This window comes from Virgibacillus oceani, assembly GCF_041521345.1.
GTDB lineage: Bacteria > Bacillota > Bacilli > Bacillales > Amphibacillaceae > Virgibacillus_N > Virgibacillus_N oceani_A.
The window spans coordinates 1-14,703 of the sequence record NZ_JBGOHB010000011.1; the positions used below are offsets into that span (position 1 = coordinate 1).

Sequence of the window (14,703 nt, forward strand, 5' to 3'; positions counted from 1 at the left end):
TGCAGTTGACTCGACTTCTGCCGTGGTCCGCTACACTCCCTGATGAATGCCGCGTTCCTAATAAATCTAAATAAATTATAACAGTAGTCCACATCTGAAAAACAGGTGTGGACTATTTTACGCTTACGTGTGTGTACAAAAAGCGCAAGCGCCCGTTTAACAACGCATGGACTGCGCTTTGAGAGGTGGGATATTTTCTTCGTCCCAGCGTAGGGGTTTGGAGCTGCAAAATATACCGAAAACATTTGGGCCTGGGTGTAAATGCACGTCCCGCCGTGAAAATTCACTATTGCCTTATATGAGGGCTGGCCGAGTTTATTTCTATATTAAAAATTACCCATAGACCGCAAATTTTACTGATAATAAAAGAAGCCAGCCGGGTCCGGCTGGCTTCTTTTATCTTATTGAAACTTTTTATTCCTGTACTTCCTGATTAACTGAATCATAATCTATAAATCGGAATAGATCGCCATATACAATATCATCGGAATACCTTAACTCCAGGTCGACCTGTTCGCTGATTTGGTCACAAGCACTAGCTGAGTTTGCTTCTTCCTCTGCTTGTTTTTCACTGACCTCTCCATTCAGTGGTTCACCAGTATCCCTGTCATAGCATAACCCACTGGCCTGAACATAATCTTCACTGATGAAGTCTCCATTCCTCAGGGCAATGAAATCTTTTCGGTCATCATGGAATAAATCATTACCAAAGTAGAAATCATGATCCGTGTCAATACCCAGCAAGTGCAGCAAGGTAGGTTTAACATCAATTTGACCGGCAATCTCGGATTTCACTTCCCCTTCCCCATGTCCTGGGATATGCACGAAAAATGGAACACGCTGAAGTTGTACATAGTCATATGGTGTTATTTCCTCTTGATCCATGTAATGAGCCATAGAACGGTTGTGATTGGCACTGATTCCATCATGATCACCCATAATAACGATAATGGAATCATCATAGATGCCTGCATCTTTTAACTGATTAAAGAATAACTCAATGGATTCATCCATATATCTGACTGTCGGAAAGAAGTTATTCAAAGTATTTGAATTGGAATCGAAATTTTGAATAGATTGATCTTCTTCATCCAGTTCAAATGGAAAATGGTTTGTTAATGTGATAAATTTTGAAAAATATGGTTCTTCCATTGACTGTAAATATTTGATGGACTGTTCAAAGAATGGTTTATCCTTTAAACCCCATCCAACTGAATTTTCTTCCGTAATTTCATATGCTTCCTGTCCATAGAATTGATCGACACCAAAACTGTTATAAATTTGATCCCTGTTCCAGAAACTCTTGTTATTTGCATGGAAAACTGATGAATGGTAATCCTGCTCATTCAGTATTCCAGTAAGACCATGGTATTCATTTTGTCCATGGGTGAAAAAAGCTGCCCCCCGTGATAACGGATAAAGTGAATTCTCCACTATAAACTCGGAATCCGAAGTTTTCCCCTGTTCTGTCTGATGATAAAAGTTTTCAAAATAATAAGTGTCCTTATCCTCCGTGAGGCTGTTTAAAAATGGCGTTATTTCATCACCGTAGACATCATTATTGATGACAAAACTTTGGATGGATTCAGCCCATATGAAAATAACGTTTTTATCTTCAGCTACTCCATATAATTCGGACTCCTGGTCACTTCTTACATTTTCCTGAATATAGTTTTCAATTTCAGGCAACTCATTTCCATCCGCAAATACTTTTTGTGACTGGGTTCTCGCGTTAACCACGATATCGTACACATGATAGTTAAATAACCCGATGTTTTTAACAAGATACTCTCTGTCAAAACCACGTGTAAATAACTGTGGTCTTTCCATCTCAGCAAGAAAGAAATTACCTGCTAAGAGTGCAAATGATAATGCTACAGCAAACACTTTCCCGCTTTTTGGGTAATTGACTGCCATTACCTGTTCTTTTCTCTTACTAAGGATCCAAACCAGTACCACATCTACAAACAATAAAATATCATACGGTTGAATTAACGTAAAAATGCTTGAACCGAGATCTGCTGCATTACTTCCCTGAAATAATTGAGGGATCGTAATGAAGTCTGTAAATGACCGGTAAAATACCATGTTGGCAAATACAATAAGCGTTCCGAGAAGCAACATATAGCGGACATATTTCATCTGCCTTGATTTCTTTTTAAACCATACACTAATAGCAAAAACTAAAAATGCTGATACGAATGGATTAATAAATAATATTAACTCCTGCATAGAGTTTTCCAAATCAATATTAAACATAAATCGATAAACGATATATGTTTTTAATCCAAATAATAATGACGCAATAATATAAAGTGGTATGTTCAATTTTTTAAATTTCATAACCTGATCCTCCTGAAAGTCCTTTCCTGCGTATTCCCATATTTACCTTTTCTAATAATACAAATTGATTATTTCTTTAGGATTGTTTTGTGTATTTAATTGGCTATACGCTATATTCCCTTTTCTTTCCCATTTCAAACATTTCTTATTTGCTATAATACTAGACGATATTTATACACAAAAAGTTTCATAGATTTTCTATAAGATTACATTTTAATAGATTTTCTTCAAAAAATAAACCTTAAAATGCAATTTTTTATGTTTTTTGTTTAACTAGGAACGCACCAATAATCCCGGCATCATTTCCAAGTTGTGCTAATTTCACTTCACAAGCAGAACTTAATCCAAGGAGCGCGTATTTTTCAAATGCTGTTTTCATATTGGTGAGGAAATCAGCTCCGTCCCGGGATACTCCTCCACCGATAATGACGCTTGCAGGATTCAGTACTGCAGCTGCATTGGCAATGGACACCCCAAGGCTCCCTGCGGTACATTGTCTAATTTGTAAAGATCCGCTATCCCCTGCTTTAGCAAGTTCAAAAATATCTTTTGCCTGGCGGACAATTCCTGTAGCAGAGCAAATAGTTTCTAAACATCCTATGCGGCCACAGTTGCAACGATGACCATGAATATCCACTGTCATATGTCCAATTTCTCCGGCCATGCCGGTTTCCCCGGTTAGAAGGATACCTCCGGTAATATTGCCACTTCCGACACCAGTGCCATGCGTGATGGTTATCATATTTTTCACCTGATCGCCGGCGCCTTTCCAATTTTCACCTAGCAGCCATGTTTGCATCATTTCCTAAAAACACCGGCAGTTTGGTATGTTTTTCAAATTGGTTCACAAGGTTAAATTTTTCCCAGCCTACATTAAAAGCGTTATATACTATCCCATTGACTTCATCAATAAAACCTGGGGACCCAATGCCAATTCCTCAAAATGCTTGTTCAGATAATCGTTGTTTGCCTAGTTCCTGTTGTATCGAATTCCATACGTCATAAGGAATATGCTTGCTGTTTGTTTTATTCGTGTTTATTTCCCATTATTTATTATCTTTCCCTGCTGGTTTATAAACCCAATTTTTATCGTTGTTCCGCCAATATCTACTCCAATAATTTTTTTGTTCATGTCATGCATCACCTTTTTTACTGCTTAATCTTCTGACTTCCTTTTTAAGGAGCAGCTTGGCTTGTAAATATTCATCGTTACTTATAAATTGATGCTGAAATAATTCTTCCAGTTCTGACTCCATTAATTCCAGATCACCAATTCGGTTTCCAGTATAAATGACGGTTCCGAATTTCATTAAAAGCTTTTGTACTTCATATACGGTTTTCATTAAAAATCACCAACCATCATTATACCAAATTTTATCCTAAATTATAATAGTAAAAAGTTCCTGATTTTGAATAAACGCTGTTTGACATAAATGGGAGGAATTAAAAATCCGGACCGCATATTTAGCGATCCGGATCTTTTGGATTCAAAAAAGAAGGTCTTCTGTTTTTAAGGGGGATTGGTGACCGAACGAATATATCCCGAAATGGACGATAAGAAAACGGTAATACAGGCCAGAAATACGCAATGTTAAACGATTGCATTCTTACTAAATATAATAACCATAAAGTAATCCCGACTGTATAACCGATAACGCCAAAAGCGGCAGTTGTCAGTAATAAGAAAACCCTTACCAGCCTATTTGCAAGACTCATTTCGTAACTTGGCGTAGCGTATGTTCCTATGGCAGCGAGTGCCATATATAAAACAACTTCATTGGAAAACCATCCTACTTGCACAGAAACTTCACCGATCATAATAGCTGCGACAAGTCCCAGTGCTGTAGCCAGTGAAGATGGTGTGTGGATGGCTGCCATTCGCAGCATGTCAATACCGATTTCTGCAATTAAAAACTGAATCAGTAATGGGACGACACCCGCCTCACTCGGCCCAATATAGGATAATGCAGCAGGAAGCAGTTCGGCGTTTACAGAAAATAAATAATACAACGGCAGTACGAGAATAGACAGAAAAACAGCTAAAAAACGCACCATCCGTAAATAGGCACCAACCAGAGGCTTTTGACGATATTCCTCTGCATGCTGCATATGATGCCAGTACGTCGCAGGTGTAATCATCACGCTCGGTGACCCATCTATGATAATTAGTACATGACCTTCATATAGATGCGATGCTGCTGTATCCGGCCTTTCCGTGTATCGCACTGTTGGATATGGATTCCAGTGTCTGCCGCTAAGGAACTCCTCCACCGTTTTCTCTGCCATGGGCAAACCATCTGTATCTATTTTTTTTAGCGTATGTTTTAAGTGATCAACTCTTTTTATATCTGCAATATCCTCTATATAACAAATACAGATATCCGTTTTTGATCTTCTGCCAATTTGTAAATATTCCATCCGCAATGATCGATCACGAACTCTTCTCCTTGTTAATGATGTATTAAAAACAATTGTTTCCACATATCCATCCCTGGACCCGCGAACAACTCTTTCCAAATCCGGCTCTTCCGGCGATCTGGCAGGATAGGTTCTGGCGTCAATCATAATCAAGGTGTCTATGCCTTCCACAATAAGAGCTGATTGTCCTGACAACACATGATCTCCGGCTTCATCCAAATCATCCGACTGATCAACCTCGATATGCGGAATATAAGTTTTAAGTAATTTTTTCAGCGGGTCAGGGTCTAAATCCCCTTCTTCAAGTTTTGCTAATAATTTCATCAGTAAATGCATAATATCATCTTTTGCAAAACCATCTATTAAAAAAAGTGCCATTTTTCTGCCTGCGTATTCCAAATCAAGATGGATTACATCGAAACTTTTATCCACACCGAGCCGTTTCTTCATATATTTTACTTTTTCTTTAAACGAAGCTTGTACCGATACTTTTTTATTTGCCATGTTATCACCACCGAATCGTTTATAGTTTTGCTTTCTGCGGTGAATTTATACATAGGCAGATTCATAAACATGGACGGACTGGCATATATGTTAGAGGACTAGCTTTATAGGGGGAAATCATATGAACAAATGGACAATTTTCTTTTTTCTTTTTACGCTAATAGCCATTATTACTATCATATATGCTTTTAAATATATTTCATCCCCGGCCATTACTTATTTTCCATTGAACGAAGAGAGATCATTTGTGGAAGCAGAATCAAAATTATCTTTAGTTGCAGAAAATGCAAAAGACCGTTTTGAAATGAAATGGACGACAGACTCAAAAAGTGATCAGCCTTTTTATTTGCGTCAGGATGCATCCCTTTTATTTGAAAATGGATTACTTAGAGGGGTGCGCAGTAAATGGGTACAGGATACAGATGAGATACATATCGAGGAAAGACTTCTTCAGGAAGACAGCAGTTATTTTCAGGTAATCAGTTTTCATCACGGTGAGATTCATGATGACGGAAGTGAAATTACAAGTATTCATAGAATTACGACTGATTATTTATACGTCATTGATTCTCCCGCAACTGCGCTGGAATCTTTCAAAGAACCGGGCAATGACTTTGAAGCGGAATGGAAGAATTTATTGGATCGGGCTTCAAAACAGCAATTATTATTTCACTGGCATCAGCTTTTTACGTATTATGATATAAATCAAAAGGACTATTTAGCGGTGCCGCTCACGCAATTGGATAAATACCAGGATGAGCCCCTTCCTTCCATGACACAAGCAGAAACAGACAAAATAATAGGACAGCTATGGGAAGGGTTATACAAAAATTATATTATTCCTATTGTAAGTGAAGATGCAGATCGAGCTCACAGTTATATACCTATTGTTTTATTTGATAAAAACCAGGAGCATTTGCAAGTACTTTTTGAATTAAACGGAGAAAAACAACAGTTGCTGCAAAAATACGGGTTGGAATAAAAATGACTGTCATCTAAAACGCAAGATGACAGTCGTTTATCAATCTGCTGATTCACCGGTAATCTGTTCATATAATTCTGTAATATCCTCGTCTGATGGATTTAATTCGTAGCCTTTTTTTATTACATCCTCAGCTTCTTCCGTACGGTCAAATTGATAATACAACAATGCAAGATTATGATAGGCTTCGGGCAGATCTTCATATTGTATGCTTTCTTCCAGGTCCACTATGGCAAGGTCATACTCACCAATTTCAATATAAGCATATGACCGCTGGAACAGGATGCTCCCTTCCATATCTCCATCCATTTCCAGTGCTTCCGTACCTAATTCAACAACTTCTTCATAGTTATTATCCATCCGAGATTCTTCCATTTTCATTAAATAGAACCCTTGACTCTCCACATTATTTTGCACACCAAAAACAATTAACAACCCGATCATAAGAATATATACCAGGAATGCCAAGCCCTGCCTGCGAAAATCCCGCTTTTTTGGCAAATGAATAATGGCAGAGGCAATAAAACCAGCCAGAAGACCGCCTAGGTGTGCTGCATTATCAATTTGTGGGACGGTAAAACCGAAGACAACATTGATGGCAATAACAAGCAATACACCTCTTCCCATGGTTTGCAAAAATATTTGTTTGTAATTGACCCCGAAATACAACAAAGCGCCAAACAGGCCGAACAATGCTCCGGAAGCCCCGGCGGAAACATTCACGGAAAAAGCAAAGCTTGCCAGCCCGCCACCGATTCCGGCTAAAAAGTAAATAAACAAAAAGCGAGACGAACCATAAATTCGTTCCACAATGGTTCCTAAGTAATATACAGCAAGCATGTTCATAAACAAATGTAAAAATCCGATATGAAGAAACATGGAGGTGATAATTCTCCACCATTCCCCTTCAATAATGGCAGGGTTATATTTTGCTCCGAATTCAATTAACGTTTCTATCGATTGACTGTCACCGGCAGATTCAATGACAAAGAAAATAAATATATTAATCACTAATAAAAGGTAGGTGAATAAAACCTTTCCATAAGAGAATACTTCTTCTGTTTCTTTTTGTTTGCGCTTGATCTCGGCTGCTAGATACTTTTTATATTCATCAACCTTTTCTTCCTTATAGTCAGTATCTTCTCTATAATTTTCCTGAGGCAAGGTGGATGTTTCCACATCTTTTAATAGTCTGGCAGCTTCATCCTCCTCGTCATTCTCTGATAAGTAATACACTTTCATTTTAACCGGGTTTCTTTCTTTCAATTGCATTGGTTTTTTAAGTGATTCCCAATCATCGACAGGGGGATAATCCGACACGTATACGTTATGTATTTCGAGATGCTTGCCGGAAAACTGGCGTTTCATTGCTTTTGCCCGTTGAAATACCTGAGCTATATCTTTTTTTAAATGATTTTTCCAATCAAAGCCATGATGCAAAAAACGTACAACAACAGATCTTTTATTTTTATATTTCTCCAGCCATATTTCTTCCGTTTTTTCATTTATATGTAAAACGTGAAACCCATGATTTGCGGTTAAATGATATGCTAAGTTGTACATTGTATACTGTTCATTTAAATACATAGTCACTTCTCTCCTTGCTTACCATCATATCAAATTAAGTGTGAGATTTCTTTTGGAAAGTAAAAAAAGAAGCTGTTTTATTCAAAACAACTTCTTTTTGGCTTATTGATTTGATTAATTTGCAGGCGTTTTTGAAAATAGACCTGGCAAGAACTTTGCCCTCAATCCGGGTATCTTCATGGATAATAAAATGGTCAGTCTTCTTAAAAAACTGACGGCCAGTAAAATGTTCAAAACCCGATATCTCCATTTGTAGAGCAGGGCAATGGCAGAGAATATTGCCGTGAAAAATAATAAAAATCTCATCTAAACACCTTCTCCTAGATAGTGATGGTGTTTTTATTATTTATTTTATCGTAAAAATTATACATTATGAACCGATATAACGGTCATACCAGGTTCTCGCTGAAATAATATCCTCTGTTCCCTGCACAAGCACTCGGCCATCCGGGAAAAGAATAAATTGAATATGATTATTGAATTCCGCCTTTAATAAAAAAGGGGTTCGTTTTGTCTCAGCGATTCGGGATAGTTTATCTTCCCATTTGGACAGATCCATTTCTTTCTTCTCGTGAATCTGCACCGTATTTCTTCCACACAAAACGGTTTCCAGATTTTCTGCATGCTTTTCCAATGACGGATAAAGGTCTTCTTGGCATGTCGGACAATTTGGATTCCTGTTTGATAGCCTTATTTCGTATTGGTAATTATACCAAAGATCAAAAGTGTAAAGCGTTTGTCGTAAACGCGCTTTATTTCCGGTTAAATATTTCAACGTTTCCGTCACCTGCATCGACGAGACCATATCGACAGCCGGAGAAATAACGCCTACAGTATCACAAGTTTGGCCGGAATCGGATCCCTCCTTCATAATACAGCGCATGCACGGGGTTTCATTTGGGACAAAAAAAGCTGTCATTCCTCTGGAACTTACAACACCTCCATAGGAATATGGGATATTTCTTTTATAGCAAATATCATTTAACAGGTATCTTGTCGCAAAATTATCTGTACCATCTAAAACAACATTTACATCTTCTGTCAGTTCATGAATATTATCAGCAGAAGCATTTCCTGTAATTGCTTCTATGGTTACATTACTATTTATTTTTTGCAGTTTCTCTCTTACCGCCACGGCTTTTGGCAACGCTTTTTCCACATCTTCTTCATCAAACAGCATTTGCCGCTGGAGATTGCTGATTTCTACATAATCCCGATCGATGATTCGCAGTTTGCCTATCCCTGCACGAACGAGATGGTTACAAATAACCGTTCCCAATGCTCCGGCTCCAACAACGAGTGCGGTACTGTTTTCTATTCTATTCTGTCCGGATTCACCGATTGGCTGAAACAGCATTTGCCTGGAATATCTTTCTTTCTCCATGTTCTCCCCCACTTTTCAATTTACACTAATGATGGATTTTGTCCCACCCAGCCGTTTTCCGTCATCAAATATTTTACCGGAATATCGAATGATTCTCTTGGTACTTCTTCCGTTAGCTGATTCGAGTGCAGGATGGAAATCGTCGTGTTCGAAAAATCTGTTAAGAATCGGTCATAAAAACCCCCGCCAAAGCCGATTCTGTAACCATGCCTGTCAAACAGTAAACCAGGTACAATTAAAATATCTATTTCCTGTTTATTTACCATTAACGTTTCTTCCGGCTCTGGTTCCAGTAGATTATAATACACGATTTCTAATTGGTTATACCCTTCCAATTTATAAAATGTAAGCTGTTTTTCTTTTGGGGCACATTTTGGAACTGCTACTGTTTTATTATCTTTCCAGCCTGCTTCAATAATCGGTTTTGTGTCCCATTCAAATCCCTGTGACACTGTAATGCCAATGGTTTTTGCCTCGTTCCATATATTTGATGCTGTTAAATGTTTTAGAAATTGTTCTTCTGTTACTTTCTTTTCAGCATCGGAAAATTGCTTTAATTCCGTTATGGCAGATGTTCGTAATGCTTTTTTATTTATTGGTAACACCTCTTCACATAAAATCAATATGTATTCTTTATTATAACGGAAAAAACAGGGAACAAAAAATAAAACCCCTATCGTTCGTTACAGACGATAAAGGTTTATCTCATTTCAAATTTATTTTGTTTCACGATGCAAAGTGTGTTTTTTTAGTCTCGGACTATATTTCATAAGCTCAATACGCTCAGGATTTGTACGTTTGTTCTTTGTTGTTATATAATTACGGTCTCCTGTATCAGTACAAGCTAAAGTAATGTTTACGCGCATGCTTTTCCCTCCAAACTATAAGAAAATTGCTATTTAGGCAGCGAATAATCTTCTTCGACTTATTTATAATAGCAGATGTTCCTCCAACTGACAAGAACCAGATGGAAAAAAATTATGGTTTTCTCTCGATTGAATCTATGTTATAACTATATGTAGAAAAAGAAACGGAGGATTAAATATGTTTTATGCAATAATAGCCATTATTGGCGTTGCTGTCGTTTTATTTATTCTATCATTTTTTATGAATGACAGAATGGAAGAATTGGAGAGCCAGCTTGAACAATTTTCGATTACGACCATGCAGGATACATATCAGATGAAAAAGAAGATCAAAATTCTTGAAGAAGAATTGCTGACAGATGAAATACTGGAAAAAAAGAACCATTCATAACCTAAGAACAATAGAGAAGGAGAAAAACATGAAACATACCGTACGATCATTTTCCATCGGTCTATTTACTGCTGGGGTTATCACACTTATCGGATATTATTTTTTTGGCAGCGAGTCTGTACAAACAAAAGAATTAACTGTGGAAGAAATGGCCCCGCTTGTAGAAGAGGAAGGCTATCGAATTATCGCTGAAGAAGAGTATATCTCTTTATCAGTAAGCAATGATAATAGTCTAGCAGCCGATGAAGAAGAGGAAGAAGGTAATGAGGAGAACACAGAAGATCAGGATGAGTCTGAAGAAGATGTAGACGAAGAAGCAAATGGTTCTAATGAAGAGTCAGAAGAGAATGAAGAAGAAAATGAAGAAGAAAATGAAGAAGAAATTACTACATATACATTAAACATTGAACCTGGAATGACTACTTCTGAATTCAGTTCCCTGCTGGAAGAAAATAATATTGTTGAAGATGCAAGTGAATTTAATCAGTATATAGAAGATGAGGATTACAGTTTAAGGGTGCAAATTGGGGAATTTGATTTAACCAGCGATATGAGCATGTATGACATCGCAGAGGAAATAACAAGATAATTCAAAACCGCTTGCCGAATTAAATACGGCAAGCGGTTTTTTCTATGGAGTAAGGGATTGGTTAACCTATTATCTAATCCTCTTCTTCATCCTCGGATGTTTCCTGATTTTCCTCATCCCTGTCTTCTTTCATATCAAAATACGTATCCATGATTCTAGTACCGATCATATGTGTGATTGGATGCTGTTCACTTACAACTCCTGTATAGGGGGAAATGATGGCAAATGCCACCTCCGGATCATCAAACGGCGCATAACCGACTAGTGAAAGGTTATCCGTATCAGCTAATTTTTCACCATCTCTAAAGTACATCGTTTCCGCAGTGCCGGTTTTGCCTGCAGGGTTGTAATCTTTATCCATCCAATGATCTGAACCTGTTCCTTCTGAATATTGAAATGTCCGGCGAAAGCCTTCCTGAACACGTTCAATTTCCGATTGATCCATCTGAATCCGATTCATCACCTCTGTATTTACACTGCGATATACAGATCCCAATTCATCCTCAGAGGCAACAGGATTCCTTGCTTCTTTAAGAAAATGGGGACGCACTCGGTAACCGTCATTGGCAATGGTTGCAATATATTGTGCCAGTTGCATGGTTGTAAAAGTATCAAATTGTCCTATCGCAAAGTCCATTAAAAAACCCGGACTACTAATGTCGGCTCCTTCTAAACCTGTACTTTCATATGGAAAATCAATCCCTGTTCTTACACCAAGGCCGAACTGTTGGAAATAGTTACGCATTTTCTGAAAAGCACTTGAATCATAGCTTGCAGTACTGCCATTTGGAAATGGATAGCGATGTTCCCCGCCCATCTTCAATGCAATATAAAACATATACACGTTGGATGATCTGCTTAACGCAGAATAATCATTTACCGGGCCTAATGTATCATAAGAACCTTTAATTGTATCTGCAATCTCAATCGGCCGGTCTCTAAACGTTGTGCCCGGTGAAATAACACCTGACTCATAACCTGCCAGCACAGTGGCTCCTTTAATAGAAGATCCTGGTTCATGGGCGTTATATAAAGCTTTGAACTCAGTATTAATGAATTCGCCTTCATCCCGATCATAGGTCTGGCCGCTCACAGCCAGCAGTTCTCCAGTCTTCGGATTAATGACCACTGCCATTGCATCGGACATAAATCTGTTTTGATATGGATGTTTATTAATCGCTGTTTCCAATTCTTCACGAACAATATTATCCACTTCTTCCTGAAATTCCATATCAATAGTAAGAACTAAATCCTTGCCTCTTTCTCCTTCAACCACAGTTTCTGTTCCAACAACAGTGCCGTCTTTTGTAGTCGTATATTGAATCTGTTCTTTTCTGCCGCGAAGCAGATCCTCATAATATTCTTCCAGGCCGCTTGTCCCTACACGATCATTTCTTGCGTAGCCTCTTGTTAAATAATGTTGTTCTGCTTCTTTCGGGATTCCCTGTTCCTGAGATGTAATAGACCCCAGGAGACTGCTGAATGTATTTCCGTATGGATACTCACGGTTCCAGTCTGTTGTAGCATTGACACCCGGCAATTGATCCAGATTCTCGGCAACTCTCGCATATTCCTCTGGAGTGACATCTTCATTTTTAATAATTTGCGGTGTTAGAGAATATGCTTTATCTAATTCTTTTTTTATTGCAATAATCTCAAGCTCATCATCAGTTACATCTTCATATTCTTCTTCTTCGATCAAATACAGCGTTTCACGGTATGCTTCTGCATTGGAAAGTTCATTTACCTCTTCAACACCTAATTCTTCCAACTGTTCATTATCCAAGTTTTCCAATCGCTCATCTGCTTTTTCTTTATTTTCTTCATCTTTTATATACCAATATTCCTGTTTATCCCTATCTGTAATCCCTTCTAAATCATCCTCACTATCCATGGAGATAAGTTCTGCAAGCTTTTCTGCCACTTCAAGCCGATCATCGGCTTGGGTTCCTTTTGCCGGTGTATAGGTGATGGAATATAATGGTTTGTTATCAACAATCAAATTATAGTTACTGTCATAAAATTTACCGCGCGGAACGGGTATATTGGTTGTATCTTGAATCGTACGGTCTATTTCTTCTTGAAAATCTTGTCCCTGTAGAATCTGAACTACTCCCAATTGCAAAATAAGCACCGAAAATAATAAAAATACAACAAAAAATAATATATTTATCCGAAAGGGAAGCTGTGCCTTCTTTTTCTTTTTTCTTTTAACCATACTTCTCTCCCCCAAATGCAACAAGTTTTATCTTATACATTATAGCACGGATCTTTCCGAATTCTAACCCGATTCATCTATTTTTTTCATCGGTAATCTGTTCCTTAATTAACACCTCTTTCTTTTGCCTGCTTCCTAAATGAATGTTCTTTGTTAAAAAATAAATAAATAAAGGACCCAATCCAAAAATAATCAGCAGGTAAGGAATTACTTTTTCTGCATCTAACAAAGAAATAGCTAATAAAAATACGGCAATGGAAGTTACCCTGCCAATATTTACAAACAATTCACGGACAACAATATACTCCACACGGTAATCTTTCGCTTTCCAGGCTTTTCCTATCACATCATAAGTTAATGATACATACGGCACATTGATGATCGGATAGGCAATTCCAATTAAAATGGCGTAAATAATCAGTTGGAAATAGCTGATATCAAATAATATAATAAAAATGGAAAAATAGAGTATAAGGGATCCTGTCAATATTGCTTTTTTCCTTAATGCAGGCTTAATGAATTTGGTGGCTGCAAAATAAAACAATAATGATAACCCTGATAGCACTAAGTTAAATGTTCCTAAAGCAAACTCGCTCTGTGTAACAAGGTAGACCCATATCGCAATAATGAATGCAAAAATCCCTTCTCTTAACCCCTGAAACGTATTGGCATACAGTATTCTCTTCCAATTATTATTATGATGTCTTTCCTGCAGGATCCGCTTAAAGTGAAAGCTTCCTTCCGCCTGTCTTCGATTCAGAAAAAAGCTGCCTGCAACTGCACAAATAAATAAAATGAAGGAAATTGTAAAGATAACAGTGTATCCAATATTTTCTTCCATTTTGGCAATAATCGTCCCTGCCAATATTGGTCCGATCATGCCGCCAAATGACTGTAGTACACCTAAAAATCCGTTAAAAAAATCTCTTGTATCCGGCTCGGTAATTTCGAAAGTAAGCACATTAAAGGCAAGCCAGTAAAAACCATACCCGATTCCCAACAGGCTTCCCAGCATAAAATTATATTTAGTTGCCTGGTCCCCGATAATTAACACGGAAAGGAAAAATAATGACAAAAAAATAACGCCCAAACGTAATACAATAACGCGATCAATTTTTTTAGCAATTTTTCCGGCTATGATAAATGTAATGGGCTGGAATATAAAAATAGCCAAATTATACACGCCGATGGTTATATAATCCCCGGATTGTTTCCACAAGTAAATATTAACAAATGTATTGGAAAGGAAAATTCCTAATGAATAAAGTCCGCCAATAACGAGCAGTAAAATTAAATCTTTATTTATTTCTATTTGGTTGTCAAAAAAAGAAAGACCTTTTCGCATATCCAAACTCCTTTTTGTTCTCTGCTTTTAGTTTAAACAATAAAGAGTGAGATATGCAGTAGCTGAATTGAATATA

Annotated in this window: 13 protein-coding genes and 1 pseudogene; 3 read left to right on the forward strand and 11 right to left on the reverse strand. The window is 37.5% G+C overall.

The genetic code is table 11. The annotated features are described in order from the left end of the window. Window positions 1-414: 414 nt before the first annotated feature. The 4 genes and pseudogenes from ACDX78_RS09540 to ACDX78_RS09555 form a co-directional block, all read right to left on the reverse strand. On the reverse strand, window positions 415-2,343 hold the full coding sequence (locus tag ACDX78_RS09540) for an LTA synthase family protein (RefSeq protein WP_486027339.1): 1,929 nt from the start codon (window positions 2,341-2,343) through the stop codon (window positions 415-417). A 256-nt stretch (window positions 2,344-2,599) separates the two neighbouring features. Beyond that, window positions 2,600-3,278 (reverse strand): annotated as a pseudogene (locus ACDX78_RS09545) (ROK family protein). 198 nt (window positions 3,279-3,476) lie between these two features. Then, entirely contained in the window at window positions 3,477-3,686 is a 210-nt protein-coding gene (locus ACDX78_RS09550) for a YqgQ family protein (protein WP_486027341.1), read from the reverse strand. Between the two features lie 121 nt (window positions 3,687-3,807). After that, on the reverse strand, window positions 3,808-5,265 hold the full coding sequence (locus ACDX78_RS09555; protein WP_486027343.1) for a spore germination protein: 1,458 nt from the start codon (window positions 5,263-5,265) through the stop codon (window positions 3,808-3,810). A gap of 121 nt (window positions 5,266-5,386) precedes the next feature. On the opposite strand from ACDX78_RS09555, the gene ACDX78_RS09560 reads away from it, so the two are divergent. After that, complete coding sequence (locus ACDX78_RS09560; protein ID WP_486027345.1) at window positions 5,387-6,247, forward strand: hypothetical protein; 861 nt, start codon at window positions 5,387-5,389, stop codon at window positions 6,245-6,247. A 39-nt stretch (window positions 6,248-6,286) separates the two neighbouring features. Here the strand turns inward: ACDX78_RS09560 and ACDX78_RS09565 are convergent, their stop codons facing one another. From ACDX78_RS09565 to rpmG, 5 genes are all read right to left on the reverse strand, one after another. Beyond that, window positions 6,287-7,834 (reverse strand): rhomboid family intramembrane serine protease, encoded by a 1,548-nt coding sequence (locus tag ACDX78_RS09565; RefSeq protein WP_486027347.1) that lies wholly within the window; start codon window positions 7,832-7,834, stop codon window positions 6,287-6,289. Window positions 7,835-7,948: 114 nt separating this feature from the next. Beyond that, window positions 7,949-8,140, reverse strand: coding sequence for a hypothetical protein (locus tag ACDX78_RS09570; RefSeq protein WP_486027349.1), 192 nt, complete (start codon window positions 8,138-8,140; stop codon window positions 7,949-7,951). 64 nt (window positions 8,141-8,204) lie between these two features. Beyond that, window positions 8,205-9,218, reverse strand: a complete 1,014-nt coding sequence (locus ACDX78_RS09575; RefSeq protein ID WP_486027351.1) for a ThiF family adenylyltransferase — start codon at window positions 9,216-9,218, stop codon at window positions 8,205-8,207. A gap of 20 nt (window positions 9,219-9,238) precedes the next feature. Beyond that, window positions 9,239-9,823: a 5-formyltetrahydrofolate cyclo-ligase gene (locus ACDX78_RS09580; RefSeq protein ID WP_486027353.1), complete on the reverse strand. Its 585-nt coding sequence runs from the start codon at window positions 9,821-9,823 to the stop codon at window positions 9,239-9,241. Between the two features lie 111 nt (window positions 9,824-9,934). Further along, entirely contained in the window at window positions 9,935-10,084 is a 150-nt protein-coding gene (rpmG, locus tag ACDX78_RS09585; protein WP_486027355.1) for a 50S ribosomal protein L33, read from the reverse strand. Between the two features lie 178 nt (window positions 10,085-10,262). Between rpmG and ACDX78_RS09590 the strand changes: the two genes are divergently transcribed. Further along, window positions 10,263-10,475, forward strand: coding sequence for a hypothetical protein (locus ACDX78_RS09590; protein WP_486027357.1), 213 nt, complete (start codon window positions 10,263-10,265; stop codon window positions 10,473-10,475). Between the two features lie 28 nt (window positions 10,476-10,503). Continuing rightward, window positions 10,504-11,064, forward strand: coding sequence for a hypothetical protein (locus ACDX78_RS09595; RefSeq protein WP_486027359.1), 561 nt, complete (start codon window positions 10,504-10,506; stop codon window positions 11,062-11,064). A gap of 73 nt (window positions 11,065-11,137) precedes the next feature. Here ACDX78_RS09595 and ACDX78_RS09600 read toward each other — a convergent pair whose 3' ends face one another. Further along, window positions 11,138-13,282, reverse strand: coding sequence for a peptidoglycan D,D-transpeptidase FtsI family protein (locus tag ACDX78_RS09600; protein WP_486027361.1), 2,145 nt, complete (start codon window positions 13,280-13,282; stop codon window positions 11,138-11,140). Between the two features lie 73 nt (window positions 13,283-13,355). Further along, a complete protein-coding gene (locus ACDX78_RS09605) occupies window positions 13,356-14,627 on the reverse strand; it encodes an MFS transporter (RefSeq protein WP_486027363.1) in 1,272 nt (423 codons plus the stop codon). Window positions 14,628-14,703: the final 76 nt, after the last annotated feature.

What these genes read in the sequence shown, in the direction of transcription:
- ACDX78_RS09555 (WP_486027343.1), bottom strand. Translation starts at nt 5,265, where the DNA reads ATGGCAAATAAAAAAGTATCGGTACAAGCTTCGTTTAAAGAAAAAGTA.
- ACDX78_RS09590 (WP_486027357.1), top strand. Translation starts at nt 10,263, where the DNA reads ATGTTTTATGCAATAATAGCCATTATTGGCGTTGCTGTCGTTTTATTT.
- ACDX78_RS09570 (WP_486027349.1), bottom strand. Translation starts at nt 8,140, where the DNA reads ATGAGATTTTTATTATTTTTCACGGCAATATTCTCTGCCATTGCCCTG.
- ACDX78_RS09605 (WP_486027363.1), bottom strand. Translation starts at nt 14,627, where the DNA reads ATGCGAAAAGGTCTTTCTTTTTTTGACAACCAAATAGAAATAAATAAA.
- ACDX78_RS09575 (WP_486027351.1), bottom strand. Translation starts at nt 9,218, where the DNA reads ATGGAGAAAGAAAGATATTCCAGGCAAATGCTGTTTCAGCCAATCGGT.
- ACDX78_RS09565 (WP_486027347.1), bottom strand. Translation starts at nt 7,834, where the DNA reads ATGTATTTAAATGAACAGTATACAATGTACAACTTAGCATATCATTTA.
- ACDX78_RS09595 (WP_486027359.1), top strand. Translation starts at nt 10,504, where the DNA reads ATGAAACATACCGTACGATCATTTTCCATCGGTCTATTTACTGCTGGG.
- ACDX78_RS09540 (WP_486027339.1), bottom strand. Translation starts at nt 2,343, where the DNA reads ATGAAATTTAAAAAATTGAACATACCACTTTATATTATTGCGTCATTA.
- ACDX78_RS09600 (WP_486027361.1), bottom strand. Translation starts at nt 13,282, where the DNA reads ATGGTTAAAAGAAAAAAGAAAAAGAAGGCACAGCTTCCCTTTCGGATA.
- ACDX78_RS09550 (WP_486027341.1), bottom strand. Translation starts at nt 3,686, where the DNA reads ATGAAAACCGTATATGAAGTACAAAAGCTTTTAATGAAATTCGGAACC.
- ACDX78_RS09560 (WP_486027345.1), top strand. Translation starts at nt 5,387, where the DNA reads ATGAACAAATGGACAATTTTCTTTTTTCTTTTTACGCTAATAGCCATT.
- rpmG (WP_486027355.1), bottom strand. Translation starts at nt 10,084, where the DNA reads ATGCGCGTAAACATTACTTTAGCTTGTACTGATACAGGAGACCGTAAT.